Genomic DNA, 17,014 nt, shown 5'->3' on the forward strand with positions numbered 1-17,014 from the left:
GCTCAGCGCCGGCTGTCGATGCTCACCACGTTCTGCATCTGGGCGGCGGGTGGTGACACCGTCTGTCCAAGCAGTTGCGCATACAGCTGCACGTACTGCCGGGCCGCAGCTTCCCAGCCGAAGGGCTGGGACATTCCCCGGCGCTGCAGGCCGCGCCAGAGCGCGGGCTGCGCCCAGGCCTGCAGCACGCGGCCCAGTGCACGGTCGAATTCTGCCTGCGTGGGAGCGGCCATCATGAAGCCGGTCCCCTCGTCCAGGCCAGGGCCGGCATCGCTCACCGTATCGGCCAGGCCACCGGTGGCCGTGACGACTGGCGGCGTGCCATAGGCCTGGCTGTACATCTGGTTCAGGCCGCAAGGCTCGAAGCGCGAGGGCATGAGAAAGCAATCGGCACCGGCCTCGATCTGGTGCGCCAGCGCCTCGTCGAAGCCCAGCGTGGCGTGGACCTGCCCCGGATGCGCTTTGGCGAGCGCCCGCAGACCAGCCTCCAGCGGCTCCTCGCCCCGGCCCAGCACCACCAGTTGGGCCCCGCTCGCAAGCAGGGCAGGGGCCCCCGCCAGCACCAGGTCCACCCCCTTCTGGGAAGTGAGCCGTCCCACCAGGCCCAGCAGCGGTCCGGGCGAATCAGTCATGCCGCAGCGCTTGCGCAAGGCGGCCTTGTTCACCGCCTTGGCCTCCAGGTTTTTCACCCCGTAGTTGGCTGCAATCAACGGATCGATCTCAGGGTTCCATACCGTTGTGTCGATGCCGTTGAGCAGCCCGTGCAGCCGGCCGGCCTGGGCGCGCAGCACACCGTCGAGCCCGAAGCCCAGGGCCGGTTTCTGTATTTCTCGCGCATAGGTCGGACTCACCGTGGCGATGGCGTCAGCGAACTGCAGGGCGGCCTTGAGCATGGACAACTGACCCCAGAACTCCACGCCCTCCATGCCCCGGTACATCGGTGCGATGTCCAGCACCTCGCAGGCATCCATGGGGAACACGCCCTGGAATGCCAGGTTGTGGATGGTGATCAGGCTTTGGGCCACGCCCTGCTGACCGGCGGCCCGCGCCTGGTGCAGGTACAAAGGGGCCAGCCCGCAGGGCCAGTCGTTGGCGTGAACGATGTCGGCGCGCCAGTCGCAGGGGCTGTGCTCCGTGCCGATCAATGCCGCAACGCGGCTGAGCAGGCCAAAGCGCAGGGCCTGCTCGTGCATGGGCGTGTGGGCCGGATCGCCGTACGGCGTGCCGGCACTCGCATACAGGGCCGGGCACGACAACAGCAAAAAGGGCATGCCGTCTGGCGACATCACCTGCAGCAGCTGCGCGGCCGGCCAGGGGCCGTAGGCAGGCACGGGCACGATGGCGTCGAGCGTGCCGTCGATGGCCATGCCGCCATACGCGGGCATGAGGATGACCACCTCGTGCCCCAGCGCCTTGAGGGCACGGGGCAGGGCGGCACTGACATCACCGAGCCCACCGGTCTTGACCAGCGGGGCGCATTCGGGCGTGGCGAACAGGATCTTCATAAAGGGGTATCTTGCGCCACCAGAATGGCAAAGGGCAGGCGGGCGCTGGAAGGGCCGACATCGCCCAGCACATCGTTCAGGGAATGCTCTGCTGCATTGGCCAGCGTGTTGCCGGTCATCCAGTCGCGCCAGCGGCCTGGGCGCGCCAGGGCCGGGTGGGCCGAGGCCAGGGCCACACGGGTGTCACCCCATCCGTTCTTGCCAAGGCCCAGCAGCAGGCGGGCGCAGACCACCACCACGGCCTGGTCCCCGCCAATGCGGGCAAAGGCCAGTGCGTGGGCCTGAGACGCGCCCTCCACGGCCAGCGGCAGGTACAGTGAATCGCGGAACAGCGCAGGCATCTCCCGGCGCAGTTGCAGCAGGCGCCAGGTGACCAGTTGCTTGGCGCCGGGGGGCATGGCAGGGCCGTCGCCCAACAGCGCATGCCAGTCGGCAGGGCTCGGAAATTGTGCATTGCCCTGGTACAGCGCGCGCAGCGGCTGCAGCGAAGCGGCCAGCTCCGCCAGGTCAACGGGGCGGCGGTTGTCCGGGTCCACCAGCGAGAAGTTCCAGACCTCGCAGCCTTGGTAGATGTCCGGCACGCCCGGCGCCGTGAGCTTGAGCGCCAGCTGGCCCAGGCTGTTGCGAAAGCCATGGGGGGCGATGCGTTGCACGAAGTCCTCGAGCACGGCGACGAAACGTTCCGTGGACAGGGCCTTTTCGATGTAATCGCGCAGGGCCGCCTCGTAGGCCTCGTTGGGGAACAGCCAGTTGCTCATGAGTTTGGCCTCGCGCATGGCCTTTTCCTTGTAGCGCTGGATGCGCTGCACCAGCTCCTGGCGCTCATGGGCGTCCGTGGCGCGGGCTGGCCAGATGCCCACCATGGCCTGGTACAAGCCCCACAGGTCGTGGGGCAGCGGCGATGCCTGCCCGTCGATTTCGACCTCGAAGCGCTGGCCGACCGCCTGCAGCGCCTGCACCGTGTCCTGCCAGGCATCAGGCATTTCAGACAGCACATTGAGCCGTGCGCGCACGTCTTCCGAACGCTTGCTGTCGTGCGTGGAGGTGGCCAGCAGTTCGTGCGGCAGATGCCGCGAGCGCTGCAGGTTGCCCTGGTGGAAAGCCGCCACCGAGACGCCAAAGCGCCGCGGCTCCGCCCCCACGTCGTTGAGCGAGACCAGCCGCACATAGCGGTAGAACAGCGTGTCCTCGACCGACTTGGCCATCACCGGTGCCGTGAACTGCTGCCATCGGCGGGTGAAGCGCGCGCGCAGAGTGGGCTCGGCCCCGGGCTCGCCCTGCAGCACTGCCTGCAGATAGGCCAACACGCCGCCTTCGGCAGACCCCAGGCGCCGGCGCGCGGCGCTGATGGCCCAGGCGATGTGCTGCCGGTCTGCCTCGCTGGGCGGCGCGCCGCCGGGTACCACGTAGGTGCGGTACACGGGGAACTGGGCTGCCACCTCCACCAGGGCCACGCGCAACTGGTTGCGCGTGAAGTCGCACACCGCGCGATCGGCCCGCGTGATCTTGCTCAGCGTGGCCACTAGCCAGGCCATGTCGCTGAACAGCGCCGTCTCGATGATCAGGCGCTTGCACTCGTAGGTGGCTTCCTCGAAGGGCTGGATGTCTCCGGTGAATTCGCCATAGATGGCGTCGAAGCGCTCCTGCGCGTCGGCTGCAATGAACAGGCCGTTGACCAGGGTGCTGAAGCGGTAGCCGGTGCCGCCATGCACCAGCCAGGCGGCAGGCAGCGGTTCGTGGTCGGCCATGATCTTCTCGACCACCAGGTACAGCGCCTGCTGCGGCTGCCCTCGGGCCTGGCGCTGCGCGGCGTGGCGCTGCTGCAGCCGCTCGAAGTACCGGGCCGGGTCGGCCAGGCCGTCCGGGTGGTCGATGCGCAGGCCCGTGACCTTGCCCTCGGCCAGCCAGCGCAGGGGCAGGGCGTGCACGGCCTCGAAGACCTCGGGCTCTTCCATGCGGATGGCGGCCAGGGCGTTGATGTCGAAGAAGCGCCGGTAGTTGATGTCGTCGCCCGCCACGCGCCAGTCGGCCAGCCGGTAGGCCTGGGCCTGAAGCACCGTGTCGAGCAGGTCGAAGCTCGCGGCATCTCCCCTTTGCCCGTTGGCCCGAACAATGCAGGCCTGCACCCAGTCCGATACCCAGTGGTAGGCCTGTGCCATCTCTGCCAGCCGGCGCTGGTACAGGGGAGCATCGCGCAGACGCGCCGCGCGCTGCTGCGGATCGTCGCTGCCCTGGGGCGGCACCTGGCCCAGCGCATCCACGAGCGAGGCCATTTCGGCCAGTTCCCCAGCCGGTGCGGCCGCCGGCATGGACACGGCCGTCAGCACGAGGGCGTAGCTGCGTGGATCGAGCGGAAACGCATGGTCCCAGTAGCCCACCTGCAAGCGGCCCTGAGCGGCATCGAAGCGCAGCTGCAGCTCGCCTGCCTCCAGCAGCTTGCCGTAGTGGTCGCCCAGCACCGGCAGCAGCACGCGCCGGCCGGTCTGGGGGTTGGCCGGCTGCCACTCGATGTCGAAGGTGGCCGCGTGCGGCGAGGCTTCACCATGCGCCAGCATGTCCTGCCACCAGCGGTTGGCCGGGTCCTCCACGCCCATGTGGTTGGGCACGATGTCCAGCACGTGGCCCATGCCGCGTTCGGTCAGCGCCTGGCACAGTGCGGCGTGCTCGGCCTCGGTGCCGATCTCGGGGTTGAGCACCGTCGGGTCCACCACGTCGTAGCCATGCATGCTGCCCGCGGCGGCATTGAGGTAGGGCGAGGTGTACAGGTGGCTCACGCCCAGCGCGTGCAGGTAGGGCACGATGGCCGTGGCCTGCGCGAAGGTGAAGCCGCGGTTGAGCTGCATCCGGTAGGTGGACTGCGGCACATCGGCCGATGCCAGCGGGGGCAGTTCGGCCGCAGGTTCGACCAGGGCAGCGCGGCGGGCACTGCCCACCGCCTGGCTGATGGCTTCGAAATACGGATCGCCGCTCAACTGCTCCAGCGGCACCGTCATGCGGTGGCGCCAGTTGGGGTACCGGTCTTCGGTGGTGCCCGGTACGTTGAGCTGTTCGCGCTGGCCGGTCAGGTCCTCGAGCTGCACGCCCAGCAGCTGGCATGGCGTGCGTGCCAGAAAGGCATGCACGGCGGCGGCCAGTGCGGGTGTCATCTCGGGGGTGGATTGGGCGTCGAGCGTGGTGCCCTGTGGCAGCAGTTGCTGGGCGTCGAGGGCGGCCAGCAGGTGGGTGCGGTCCTGCGCGCGCGCCAGTTGGGCGCGCACCTGGGCATCGCTGTCCCCGAGCCAGCCCAGCGAGTGCTGGATGGCGATGTCGTCCCCACCCCAGAAGCCCTTGAGCGTGGGCAGGTCGTGCGTGCTGACCACGGCCAGCGCCTGTGGCTGCCAGTCGGCCGGCGGGCGAAAGGCGCCGTCTTCCAGGCGTTCGAAGATCAGCGGGCGATACGACAGCAGCGCATGCTCGGCCATGGCCTCGCGCATGCGCGGCGCCACATTTCCTAGATCTTCCCCGATCACCATGCACTGGTGGCGGTGGCTCTCGATGGCCATCACCGCAACCAGCGCCTCCAGCGGGTAGCGCACATAGGTGCCGCCCTCGGGGCTGTTCCAGTACAGCCGCATGAGCGCCATGGCATGGTCCATGCGCAGCGCGCAGGCGTGGCGCATCACGCTGGCCAGCAGTTGCCGAAACGGCAGGAAGCGCGCATCGCTGAGTGCCACGGGATTGACGGGAGGCAGGCCCCAATCCTGGCCCTGAGTGCTGAGGGGGTCGGGCGGGGCGCCCACGTTCATGCCCCGGGCATAGAGGCCGGGGGACATCCAGGTTTCGGAGCCGCCGTCACTGGCGCCCACGGCCAGGTCGCAGTACAGGCCCAGCGGCATGCACGCGCGCGCCTGCTCGAACGCCTGGCCCAGCTGGACGTAGGCCAGCCACTGCAGCCAGTACCTATACGCCACCGCATCGGCATGTTCGCGTGCGAAGACCAGTTCCGCAGCGCCTTGCGGGTCTTGCAGATCCTGCGGCCAGGCGGGCCAGCCCCAGACCTGCGGATCCCGCGCACCCAGGTTCAGCTGGATGGCCTCGTAGCGCGCATGCAGGCCCAGTGTCGCCTGGTGCTGCGCCATGAATGCATCAAACTCCTGGCCTCTTGCTGTGGCGGCCTCCCAGTGGGTGGAGCGAAACTCCTGCCACAGCAAGGCCAGAACGGGTTCCTTCAGCGCCGCCACCTCGGCGTAGCGCACGGTCGGGCTGGCACGCACCTCGCGCAAGCGCTGCTGAAAGCCGCTGTCCGCTAAAAGGGCCTGGGCTTCGGTGCTGCAGGCAAATTCGGGCACAGCCGCCACGTCGATATGCAGCACATTCAGCGCCAGTCGGCTGCTGGGGCTGTAGGGGCTGGCCTGCTCGGGGTGTTCCGTGCGCAAGGCATGCAGCGGGCTCACGCCGACGAACGCGGCACCCCGCGAAGCCGCCAGCCGGACCAGGGTGGCCAGGTCGGTGAAGTCGCCGATGCCCCAGTTGCGCTCAGAACGCAGCGCGTACATCTGTGCGGTGATGCCCCACCAGCGCTCGCCAGACTGCAGGCCCTCGGGGAGCCAGCAGCGCCGGGGCGCCACGATGAGCAGCCTCTCGGCACCGGGCGAGTGCAGGAGGTAGTACCCAGAGCCCAGCGTAGCAGGCAGTTCTGCGACGCTGCCGGTCCCCTCCAGCAGTGCTGCCGCGCCGGGTTCTTCGGTTAGCAGTTGCCATGGGCCATCCGCGTCCAGCGGCACCTGCGCGGCATGGCCCTGTTCCACCACGATGGGTTGCGGCGCATTGCCATCGGCATGCGCGCCCATGGCGGCCAGGGCCCTGGCCAGGACTTCGGGGCTCACGGTCAGGGTTTCGCCCCAGAAGCTTGCGTATTCGGTAGCGATGCCGGCGCGCTCGGCGCGCTGGTGCAGGTCTGAACCGAGCGCATCATGAACAGCTGGCTCCTGGCTCATGCCAAACCTTCGGTGCAGGTCCACCGGGCCGACCATGGGGCCCACAGCCCCTCGTCACCTGTCCAGTGGTGGCTGAATACCTCAACGGCAGCGATGTCCGCCGCAGTTGCGGACGGTGTGGCGTCCACCGTGTCTGGTCCCAGGTTCATTTCCATCCTCAGTATTGCTCCGTCCTGGTAGTGCCAGGCCACGCGCAGGCCGCTCTCTCCCACGAACTCCGCCGTGTGGCCCCCTGCGCACAGTTGCTGCGCACGGGGCTGCAACCAGGTGCGCCGCGCCTCCAATGATCGCTGCACCAAGGCCCGGCGAGTCTGCCCGATTGACGTGTCCGATTCGTCCCATTGCAGTCGGCTGGCCTGAAGAGTGGCCACGTCGCAAGGGTCGGGCAGCACGGCATCGCTGGTCAACGCGTGGCCGAACTCGCGCGCGCGCCCTTCGCGCACCGCGTCGCGCAGGCCACCGTCCCAGTTGGCAAAGTACCGGAACGGCGTGGACGCTGAAAATTCATCGCCCATGAACACCATGGGTGTGGCCGGGGTGAGCAAGGCCAGCAGCAGCGCCAGTTCTGCCCCCTCGGCAGGCGCCAGTTGCCCCAACCGCTCGCCGAAGGCGCGGTTGCCGATCTGGTCGTGGTTGCCGACGAAGTTGACCATACACGTCAGCGGCACCGGATCGCCGCCGGCCACGTTGGCCGCCTCGGGAAAGGCGAAGCCATGGGTCAACACCCGCGCCAGCAAGGCCAGCGGGTGGCGCGCAAACTTGGCATAGTAGCCCTGGGATTCTTCCGTTAGAGCCACATGCACTGCATGGTGAAAATCGTCGTTCCACTGGGCATCGTACAGGCCGGGCTCGGGCGAGGAGGACAGCCGGGCGGGCTGGTTTTTCTCGTTTTCCAGCACCAGGTGCACCAAGCGCCCGCTGGCCGTGGCCAGCTCGCGCACGCGTGCGCTCAACTCCTGCAGGATGTCGGGACGGCTGTCGTCGGCGATGGCGTGCACCGCGTCCAGGCGCAGGCCGTCCATGCCGAACTCATCGATCCAGTACAGCGCGTTGTGCACGAAGAAATCGCGCACCACGGCGCTGCCCTCCTGGTCGAAATTGATGGCCGCACCCCAGGGACTGGCATGGCTGCTCGAAAAGAACTGGGGCGCGTACGCATGCAGGTAGTTGCCGTCAGGCCCGAAGTGGTTATAGACCACGTCGAGGAAGACGCATATTCCCAGCGCATGCGCCTCGTCGACCAGGCGCTTGAGGTCTTGCGGGCTGCCATAGGCCGCATGCGGCGCGAAAGGCAGCACGCCGTCATAGCCCCAGCCCCATTGCCCGCCAAAGCCGGCCAGCGGCATCAGTTCGAGCGCCGTGAAACCCAGGGCCGCCAGCTCCGGCAGCTTGCGGATGGCGCCTTCATAAGTACCCAGCGGGCTGAAGCTGCCCACATGCAGCTCGTAGAAGACCAGTTCGTTCCAGGGTCGGCCGGCCCAGTCCGTCTTCCATTCATGGCTGGCGGGATCGGTGACGACACTGGGCTCGTGCGGCCCCCAGGGATTGCTGCGCGAGGCCGGGTCGGGCACGGTGAGCTTGCCGTCGATGAGCCAGCGGTACGGGGTGCCCGCACCGGCGTCGGCGGCATTAGCCTGCCACCAGCCACCGTCGGCCCGGGTGGCGGGGAGGGTTCGGGCCGCCGCCTTCGGCGTCGGGCTGTACCACAATGCTGCTTCCTGAGCCGCAGGCGCCCAGAGCGAGAACCGGGCACCGCCACCGGCCAGCAGCCGTGCGCCGAAGGGCATGGTGTGCGTGCGCCTCATGCGGTGGCAGGGGGGCTGGGTGCGAAAGGTGCCGTCAGTATCGCCATCGAACGTGCCAGCAGGGTGTGCTGCCCGCCGGCTGCCACGGTGGGTGCGCCGGCTTCCTCGCCCACGGCTACCACGCGGGCATCGCGGGTGTCCATGCGCAGCGTCCAGCTGCGGCTGGAGCCCTCAGCGGGCAGGGTGAAGACGGCATCGGCATCGCTGGCGTTGAACAGCAGCATCACCGACAGCTCCTCCTCGGCCACGCTTTCCATGACCGCACCCACGCAGCGCACTGCGGGGTCATCCCATTCCTCCGCGGTCATGTCCATTCCCCACACGCTGTGCCACCTCACGGTGACTAGCTGCGGCAGGCCCGCCTCGTCCACGGGCCAGGTGTGGGGCCGGACCACGGGCAGCGCCCGGCGCAAGGCCGCCAGCGCCTGGGTGAAGGACTGCAGTTCGCCGTGCCGGCCCGCGCGTTCCCAGTCGTACCACGACAGGGCACTGTCCTGACAGTAGCCATTGTTGTTGCCCTGCTGGGTGCGCCCCAGCTCGTCGCCACCCAGCAGCAGCGGCGTGCCGTGCGACATGAACAGGGTGGCCAGGAAGTTGCGCACCTGCCGCTCGCGCAGCGCGAGCACGTCGGCATCGTCGGTATCCCCTTCGGCCCCGCAGTTCCAGCTGCGGTTGTGCGATTCTCCGTCCTGGCCGCCTTCGCCGTTGGCATCGTTGTGCTTTTCGTTGTAGCTCACGAGGTCGGCCAGGGTGAAGCCGTCGTGCACGGTGACCATGTTCACGCTGGCCGTGGGCCGGCGCCGCCGGGGCTGGTACATGTCGGCCGAGCCGCACAGGCAGGCCGCAAACGCCGGCAGGCTGCCGTCCGCGTTGATCCAGTAATCGCGCACGGCATCGCGGTAGCGGCCGTTCCACTCCATCCAGCCAACGGGAAAGCCGCCCAGCTGGTAGCCATAGGGCCCCAGGTCCCAGGGCTCGGCGATGAGCTTGGTGCGCGAGAGCACCGGGTCCTGCGCCATCGCTGCGAAGAACGGCGCGCGCAAGGTGTAGGCACCTGCGGCATCGCGCCCCAAGGCCGAAGCCAGGTCGAAGCGAAAGCCATCCACATGCATCTCCTGCACCCAGTAGCGCAGGCTGTCCATCACCAATTGCAGGGCGGGCGGGCTGCTGGTGTCCACCGTGTTGCCGGTGCCGGTGTAGTCCATGCACATGCGCCGGTCTTCGGTCAGGCGGTAATAGGCGGCGTGGTCTATGCCCTTGAGGCTGAGCGTGGGCCCCAGGTGGTTGCCTTCGCCGGTGTGGTTGTAGACCACGTCGAGGATCACCTCCAGGCCTGCCGCGTGCAGTGCCTTGACCATGGCCTTGAATTCATCGACCCCGCCGTCGGCGCCCGCGCGCGCCGCGTAGCGCGGCTCGGGTGCGAAGAAAGCCACCGTGTTGTAGCCCCAGTAGTTGGCCAGTTGCATCTCCACCAGCCGGTGGTCGTCGATGAAGGCCTGCACCGGCAGCAATTCGATGCTGGTCACGCCCAGCTGCTTGAAATATGCGATGGCAGCCGGCGATGCCAGGCCCGCGTAGGTTCCCCGCAGGTTCTCCGGCACGCCCGGGTGGGTCTGCGTGAAACCCTTGGCGTGGACCTCGTAGAACACCGTGTCGCGCGCCGGCACGCGGGGCGGCCGGTCGTCGCCCCAGTCGAAGCGCGAGCGCACGACGCGGGTTTTGGGTGCCGTGCGGCCATTGTCCCGGGTGCTGGGCACCAGGTCTTCATCGGGCTGCGCTAGTTCGTAGCCGAACTGGTCCGCGGCACCACGCACGGGCCTGTCCAGCGCCTTGGAGAACGGGTCCATCAGCAGCTTGGCGCTGTTGCAGCGCTGTCCGGCCTCGGGTTCATAGGGGCCATGCACGCGCAGGCCGTACTTCTGGCCTGCCTTGACGCCCGCCACATGGCCATGCCACACGTCGTCGGTCAGGCAGGGCAGGGCGATGCGCTCCATCTCCCGGTCGTTTTCGGAAAACAGGCAGATCTCCACGCGGGTCGCCACAGAGGAATAGACGGCGAAGTTGACGCCCAGCCGGTCCACGGTCGCTCCCAGGGGCCAGGGTCGGCCGGGGCCGACTTGCCTCACAGGGCGCACCCGCTTGAAGTGGTTCGTGGGAAGGGGGCCTGCGGCATGTACCTCGGGCTTCATGCAGCGGCTCTGAAGTCGTTGCCCAGGGCGGCTGGCACGGGTTGGCGCACCCGGTCCACCTTGAGCGTATTGCTCACGAACGCAGTGCGCGTTGGAAAGAACTGCCGCGGCACGACCACGATGCCGCTTTCCGTGACGTGGAACCGGCGGCGGTCCTCCGCTTCGTCGAAGCCGATCCGCTCGCCTGGGGGGATATCGTTGTCCTGGTCGATGATGGCGCGGCGCACGTGGGCACCTTGACCGATACGCGAGCGTTCCATGACGATGCAGTGCTCCAGCGTCGCATCGCGTTCCACCAGCACCGAGCGGCGCAGCATGGCATGGTTGAGCGTTGCGCCATCGACGATGCTGCCCGAACCCACCACCGAGCGGTGTATCACGCCGTTCTCGATCTGGGCCGACTCGGCCTGGTCGGGGCTGGCGTAGATTGGCCACTCGCGGTTGGTCATGCGAAAGCGCGGTGTGGCGCCCAGAGTATCGAAATGCGCATCGAAATACGCATCGATGGTGCCCACGTCGCGCCAATACGCATGCTCTTCATAAGACGCGGTACCGGGGATCTCATTGGCGGTAAAGTCATAGGCCATCAGCCGATGAGATTGCAGCATGGTGGGCAGGATATCGCGGCCGAAGTCGCTGTGGCCTGTGGCGTGCGCCTTCTTCAGAGCGTCGAGCAGAACATCGGCATCGAACAGATAGTTGCCCATGGATGCCAGCGCATGCGTGCTGCTGCCGGGCATGGGGCGAGTGTTCTTGGGCTTTTCCACGAAGTTGGCAATGCGATGGTGGGCGTCGATCTCCACGATGCCGAACTGGTTGCATTGCGACAGGGGCACCGGCAGTGTTGCTACGCTCACATGGGCTTTGCTGTCTCGGTGGAAGTCCACCATCTGGCGCACGTCCATGCGGTAGATGTGGTCAGCACCAAAGACCGCCACGATGTCGGGTTGGAAGGATTCGATCAGGTGGATGTTCTGGTACACCGAATCGGCCGTGCCCTGGAACCACTCGGGGCCGTTGCGCATCTGCGGCGGCACCACCGTCACGAAGTGCTGGGGGATGAAGCGCGTCATGGTCCAAGAGCTGCGGATGTGCTCGATCAGGGACTGCGACTTGTACTGCACCAGCAGGTAGATCGAATAGATCTCCGAGTTGACCAAATTGGACAGCACGAAGTCCACGATGCGGTGCTTGCCATTGAAGGGCACTGCAGGTTTGCAGCGCTCGTCCGTCAGGGGGTGCAGGCGGGAGCCTTCGCCCCCTGCCATCACGATCGCCAACACATTTCGGGTACGCGACATAGCATCAGCTCCAGTGAAGAATCAAGCCCTTGTGGGGCGGTTGGAAAGAAGAACGGTCGAAAGAGGGGGCACGGTCAGGTGCACGTGGGCCGGTTGGCCTTCGAGCGGCGTGGGCGTTGCATCCACTCCGCCAAAGTTGCCCATGCCGCTGCCGCCGTACGCTTCGGCATCGCTGTTGAGCAACTCATGCCAGTGCCCGGCCACCGGCACGCCAACCCGCAGTGCGGCGACAGGCTGCGGCGTCAGGTTGTGCACGGCCAGTACGATGTCGTCGCCAGCGCGGCGGATGAAGGCCAGCACGGTGGTCTGGTGCGGTGCCATGGGCGCCCAGGCAAAGCCTTCGGCATCGAAATCGTGCGCGTGCAGGGCAGGGCGCTCGCGGTAGGTGCGGTTGAGGTCGGCCACCCAGCGCGCCATGCCGCTGTGGCGGGCCTCGGCCCACAGGTGCCAGTCCAGCGTGCGCTCGTGGTGCCATTCGTCGATCTGGCCGAACTCACCGCCCATGAAGAGCAGCTTCTTGCCCGGGTGCGACCACATCATTCCGTAGAGCGTGCGCAGGCCGGCAAAGCGCTGCCACTGGTCGCCCGGCTGGCGAGACAGCAGACTGCGCTTGCCATACACCACTTCATCGTGGGAGAGCGCCAGCACAAAGTTCTCGTCGAAGGTATAGACCATGGAGAAGCGGATATCGCCCTCGTGCCAGTGGCGGTGCGCGTGGTCACGCTGCATGTAGCGAAGCGTGTCGTTCATCCAGCCCATGTTCCACTTCATGCCGAAGCCCAGGCCGTTGGTATCGACGGGGCGCGACACCCCGGCCCAGGCAGTGGACTCCTCGGCGATCACGTGCACGTCGGGGAACTCGGCGTAGACGGCGCAGTTCAGGTCCTGCAGAAAGCGCACGGCTTCCCAGTTCTGGTGCCCGCCATCGGCGTTGGGCACCCATTCGCCGGGCTTGCGCGAAAAATCCAGGTAGAGCATGGATGACACCGCATCCACGCGGATGCCATCGAAGTGGTACTTGCCCAGCCAGAACAAGGCGTTGCTGATGAGGAAGTCGCGCACCTCATAGCGGCCGTAGTTGAAGATCAGGCTGTTCCACTCGGGGTGAAAGCCCTTGCGCAGGTCTTCATGCTCATACAGCGCCGTGCCGTCGAAGCGGGCGAGGCCATGCGCATCCGATGGAAAGTGCGACACCACCCAGTCCAGCAACACGCCGATGCCGTGCTGGTGCAGGGTGTCCACCAGCACCATCAGGTCCTGCGGATCGCCATAGCGCGCCGTGGGTGCGAAGTAGCCAGTGGCCTGGTAGCCCCACGATCCATAGAAAGGATGTTCTGTAATGGGCATCAGCTCCACGTGCGTGAAGCCCAGGGCGTTGCAATGGGCTGCCAGGCGCTGCGCGATATCTCGGTAGTTCAGAAAACGCCCGTCTTCCTGGCGCTGCCAGGAGCCCAGGTGCACCTCGTAGATGGACATCGGCGCGCCCAGCGCCTGCCGCTCGCCGCGTGCGGCCATCCAGGCGCGGTCGTTCCATTCGTAGTCGAGGTTCCAGATCTGGGAGGCTGTGCCGGGAGGGTGCTCCTGCCGGGTGGCATAGGGATCGGCCTTTTCTGCCCACTGGCCATGCGAATCCTGGATGCGGTACTTGTACAGATCGCCATGGCCGGCGCCATCCACGCGCGTGCTCCAGCGGCCCGAGCCGTCCTGTGCGCGCTGCATGGCCAGGGGCGCCCAGTTGCTGAAACTACCGATGACTTCGACCTGGCGGGCATTGGGCGCCCATACCGTGAAGGTGGTGGCTGTGGAATCCACATGGGCGCCCAGCACTTCATAGTGATGAAAGTGGGACGACGCCGCAGCCGAAGTGGCTGCGAAGGGAGTCGATTGCGCTGCGTCGTTCATGATGGAGGGGTTGTTGACCTCCATGTTCTGCTGCACTGCAATATGCGACCGCAAGACCGGTGCGCATGCGCTGGTAGGTATTTACCTACACGGTGTTCGTGCAGAGGCGTTGCAAAAGGCGAGAGCCCTGATTTGCCGTAAAGGTGCGCATGGAAGGAAGTGGCTCAGGTAGCGATGCCCGTCTTTTGGGGCATAGCGTTCACCTTCATGCGTCTACGCAGCCGATGTCGGGGACAGAAGCCTCTACAAGCGCCAATGGCACCGGCACACACGAAGTTCACTGCGAGCCAAGTCGCAGCTGAATGGGAGCCGTACCTAGGTTTCCCGGGAAATTCGCCTCAGGACAACGCCGCCCAGGCGGACGACACCTCGGGGCTTCGCTGTCGGATGACCTGTTTGGCGACTTCGGCGAGCAGCGAGGCCCTGCCCAGGCCGGTGATGGCGACCACGCGGGCGGGGCTGCCGCGCTCCTGCGTGAACTGCACTTCCACCATGCCGGCGGCTTCCAGCACCCGCAGCTTGTCCACGCCTGCCTCATCGTCCACGTCGAACGGAAGCATCTCGACAGCGATCACTTTCAGGTACTCCATCGGCATAGAACCCCCGCATGGTTGGAGACAGGGCATTCTGAACCGCAGTAAACGGGAGTCGGGCAACCATTCGCAACAGCCCTGGCACGGGAGGGGTTTCGACGCAGCGCAGCACAAAAAAGGAAAGCCCGCGTTGAGCGGGCTTTCTGCTTGCAGTGATGCAAGTGGGGGGATGTCGACTGCGGTATCGACAAGCCAATGGTAAGCGGGAGCAGGGCCTCTGGATGTAGGACGGCACCGCAAAGGGCCTGCGCTGATCACAGGGCCCAGGCTGGTGGCTTTTCCTGTGCGAGCAGCGCTGCGGCCAGGGCGGTATCGTCGCGATCACCCTGGCTCTGGCGCATGAAAGCCGGCAGGGCTGCCGCCATACGCGCAAAAAACGTGTTCCGGCTGAACGCCGTGCCCTCCAGAGCCCGCCCCGTTTCCTCCAAGACCCGCAAGGCGCCATTCCCCACCGCCTGCCGGGTGCGCAGGGCCAGGGTCATCGCCGCATCGCCAGGGTGGGCGTCGATCCAGGAGGCGCTGTCGCGCAACACGGCTGCGGTACTGTTGACGACCACATCCACCCGGCCCAATGCTGCAGCGCGCGTGGCATGCAGGGGATGGGTGGAAGGGCATTGCTGCACCGCTGCATACAGCACCTGGGCCACCGCACGAATGCCACCGTGCCAGCACGCCGCGATGCCTGCGCCGCCTTGCCAGTAGCCGCAGCGCCGCATGAAATCGCCTGGGGACCCGAGCATGATGGCGGGTGTGTTGTGGAAGGTCACATCCGCACTGCCGGTATCCGCCATGCCCACGGCGTGCCAGTCATTGGTCTGGATGGTGACGCTGGGATCATCGAGCTCCACCGCCATGAGTTGCGGTTGCTGCCCGGGAAGCCACGCCGTAAGCAGCGCATGGCTGGCACCCAGGGCGCCAGCACACGAGGCCTTGGAGCCCGACAGCACGATGCCCGCAGCGCCCCGGTCGATGGCTTCGAGCCGCCGCCCTGGCGACTCGGCCGCCCACATGGCCCACACCTCGCCGCGCGATCGTGGCTGACCGCCCAGTTCACGCAGGATGGCCAGGGCATCGGTATGGCTTTCGTACAGCCTGGCCAGCGACAGGTCGTGGCCGGCCACCAGGCTCAGCGCCTGCCAGCGCTCCAGCGTGCGGCCAGTGCCGGGCTGGGGCAGATCGGCCAATCCGTTGTCCACCAAGTGCCGCAGCTGCCGGATCACCGGGGCAGAACCCATCGACGCCAGCGCACCAGGCAAGGCCTGCGCTGTGCTGAAAAGGTTTTGCGAATCGGTCATCATGGCGGCACCTCTTGGCCAAAGGGGGGCCTGGCTGCGGGCAAGCGCAGTGGCAGGGATGACTGATCGTACGGATCGACCGGTTGCAGCCTTGTAGGAGGATGCAGATGCGGCGCATAGGTGCCGGGAGCAATCGTTATGTGGCTGAATCAGAGGCTGGGAATTTTTTGACCGTGACCGAGGGGCGCGTCAAAACGCCTCGGATCTAGGCGCAAAGCACAGCCATAGCTCGGGCTATGGCGAGCATTTGTAACGACGAGCCGGGGTGTTTTGGCGTGCAAGGCGGGCATGGGCGAAAGATTCTCAGCCTCTCAGTCGACCACCACGCCGGCATCGCGGATGACCTTGGCCCATTTCGCTGTTTCGCTGGCGATGAAGGCATCGCACTCCTGCGGGGTGGAGCCCTCGGCGAACGTGCCCATGCTCTGCTCCAGACGGCGCGACACCTCCGCGCTGCGGATGATGCGCGCGACCTCGGCAGACATGCGCTGCACGATCTCGCGCGGCACACCCGCCGGGGCCAGCATGGCGGCCCAGGTGCTGCCGACGATGCCGGGATAGCCTTGCTCGGCAAAGGTGGGTACGTCCGGCAGCGCCGGAACGCGCTTGTCGCTGGCCACCCCGATCAGACGGATCTTGCCGGCCTTGGCGGGCTGGATCAGGTTGGGAGGTGGGTCCAGGAACAAGGGGATCTGCCCGCCCATGAGGTCGGCCAAGGCGGGGGAGGCTCCTTTGTAGGGCACATGCACCATGTCCACCTTGGTGACCAGGCGCATGAGTTCAGAGGTCAGGTGCGCGGCCGACCCTGAGCCCGATGACGCGTAGCTCAGCTTGCCCGGGTTGGCGCGACCATAGGCCACTAGCTCCGCCGTGGTCTTGTACGGAGCATTCGTGGCGACCGCGGCCACCAGCGGCGAAATCCCCATGAGGGATACGCCCACCAGGTCCTTCTTCGGGTCGTAGGGCAGCTTGGGGTACAGGGTGGTATTGGCCGCGTAGGCCGCAATCACCACGGCGAAGGTGTGCCCGTCGGGCGCAGCCTTGGCCACCGCATCCACGCCGATGATGCTGTTGGCACCCGGCTTGTTGTCGATCACAACTGGTTGCCCCAGCGCCTGCTGCAGCCCGACCTGCAGCAGGCGCGCCATCTGGTCGGTGAAGCCGCCCGCCGTGTAGGGCACGACGATGCGGATCGGCTTGCTGGGCCACGATGGGTTGGCCCAGGCGGGTGCTGCGGCGGCGGCGATGCCCGCCGTGGCGGTTGCCAGCAGACGGCGGCGATTGAGAGGTTGGTTGTTGTGCATGCTTGTCTCCATTGTTTGAAATGCCATAGGCCCCCGGCGGATCACAGCGCCCGGGCCAGCTCCGGCACAGCGGTAAACAGATCCGCCTCCAGCCCATAGTCCGCCACACTGAAGATCGGCGCCTCCGCATCCTTGTTGATCGCC

Annotated in this window: 9 protein-coding genes and 1 pseudogene; all 10 read right to left on the reverse strand. The window is 66.9% G+C overall.

The features are described from left to right. Positions 1-2: 2 nt before the first annotated feature. Positions 3-1,505, reverse strand: a complete 1,503-nt coding sequence (gene glgA, locus ASE28_RS16290) for a glycogen synthase GlgA (RefSeq protein WP_057267536.1) — start codon at positions 1,503-1,505, stop codon at positions 3-5. Then, on the reverse strand, positions 1,502-6,481 hold the full coding sequence (gene treY / locus ASE28_RS16295; RefSeq protein ID WP_057267844.1) for a malto-oligosyltrehalose synthase: 4,980 nt from the start codon (positions 6,479-6,481) through the stop codon (positions 1,502-1,504). Before treY ends, glgA begins: the two co-directional genes overlap by 4 nt. Next, positions 6,478-8,286, reverse strand: coding sequence for a malto-oligosyltrehalose trehalohydrolase (gene treZ, locus ASE28_RS16300; protein ID WP_057267537.1), 1,809 nt, complete (start codon positions 8,284-8,286; stop codon positions 6,478-6,480). The genes treY and treZ overlap by 4 nt, the downstream gene beginning before the upstream one ends. Continuing rightward, positions 8,283-10,475 carry a glycogen debranching protein GlgX gene (gene glgX / locus ASE28_RS16305; RefSeq protein ID WP_057267538.1) on the reverse strand — a complete coding sequence of 731 codons (2,193 nt, stop codon included), beginning with the start codon at positions 10,473-10,475 and terminating at the stop codon, positions 8,283-8,285. The genes treZ and glgX overlap by 4 nt, the downstream gene beginning before the upstream one ends. Beyond that, positions 10,472-11,776: a glucose-1-phosphate adenylyltransferase gene (gene glgC / locus ASE28_RS16310; protein ID WP_057267539.1), complete on the reverse strand. Its 1,305-nt coding sequence runs from the start codon at positions 11,774-11,776 to the stop codon at positions 10,472-10,474. Before glgC ends, glgX begins: the two co-directional genes overlap by 4 nt. A 21-nt stretch (positions 11,777-11,797) precedes the next feature. Next, on the reverse strand, positions 11,798-13,702 hold the full coding sequence (gene glgB, locus ASE28_RS16315) for a 1,4-alpha-glucan branching protein GlgB (protein ID WP_082608100.1): 1,905 nt from the start codon (positions 13,700-13,702) through the stop codon (positions 11,798-11,800). A gap of 314 nt (positions 13,703-14,016) precedes the next feature. After that, positions 14,017-14,253 carry a hypothetical protein gene (locus tag ASE28_RS16320; protein WP_235516147.1) on the reverse strand — a complete coding sequence of 79 codons (237 nt, stop codon included), beginning with the start codon at positions 14,251-14,253 and terminating at the stop codon, positions 14,017-14,019. A gap of 272 nt (positions 14,254-14,525) precedes the next feature. Then, positions 14,526-15,566 carry an acyl-CoA dehydrogenase gene (locus ASE28_RS16325; RefSeq protein ID WP_235516148.1) on the reverse strand — a complete coding sequence of 347 codons (1,041 nt, stop codon included), beginning with the start codon at positions 15,564-15,566 and terminating at the stop codon, positions 14,526-14,528. Positions 15,567-15,877: 311 nt separating this feature from the next. After that, positions 15,878-16,870: a tripartite tricarboxylate transporter substrate binding protein gene (locus ASE28_RS16330; RefSeq protein ID WP_057267846.1), complete on the reverse strand. Its 993-nt coding sequence runs from the start codon at positions 16,868-16,870 to the stop codon at positions 15,878-15,880. Between the two features lie 41 nt (positions 16,871-16,911). Then, positions 16,912-17,014: pseudogene (locus ASE28_RS33100) on the reverse strand (electron transfer flavoprotein subunit alpha/FixB family protein); the annotation flags it as partial.

Origin of the sequence: Acidovorax sp. Root219 (genome assembly GCF_001428665.1) — a bacterium.
In the GTDB taxonomy this organism is placed as follows: domain Bacteria; phylum Pseudomonadota; class Gammaproteobacteria; order Burkholderiales; family Burkholderiaceae_C; genus Acidovorax.

What these genes read in the sequence shown, in the direction of transcription:
- glgA (WP_057267536.1), bottom strand. Translation starts at nt 1,505, where the DNA reads ATGAAGATCCTGTTCGCCACGCCCGAATGCGCCCCGCTGGTCAAGACC.
- glgB (WP_082608100.1), bottom strand. Translation starts at nt 13,702, where the DNA reads ATGGAGGTCAACAACCCCTCCATCATGAACGACGCAGCGCAATCGACT.
- treY (WP_057267844.1), bottom strand. Translation starts at nt 6,481, where the DNA reads ATGAGCCAGGAGCCAGCTGTTCATGATGCGCTCGGTTCAGACCTGCAC.
- ASE28_RS16325 (WP_235516148.1), bottom strand. Translation starts at nt 15,566, where the DNA reads ATGACCGATTCGCAAAACCTTTTCAGCACAGCGCAGGCCTTGCCTGGT.
- ASE28_RS16330 (WP_057267846.1), bottom strand. Translation starts at nt 16,870, where the DNA reads ATGCACAACAACCAACCTCTCAATCGCCGCCGTCTGCTGGCAACCGCC.
- treZ (WP_057267537.1), bottom strand. Translation starts at nt 8,286, where the DNA reads ATGAGGCGCACGCACACCATGCCCTTCGGCGCACGGCTGCTGGCCGGT.
- glgX (WP_057267538.1), bottom strand. Translation starts at nt 10,475, where the DNA reads ATGAAGCCCGAGGTACATGCCGCAGGCCCCCTTCCCACGAACCACTTC.
- glgC (WP_057267539.1), bottom strand. Translation starts at nt 11,776, where the DNA reads ATGTCGCGTACCCGAAATGTGTTGGCGATCGTGATGGCAGGGGGCGAA.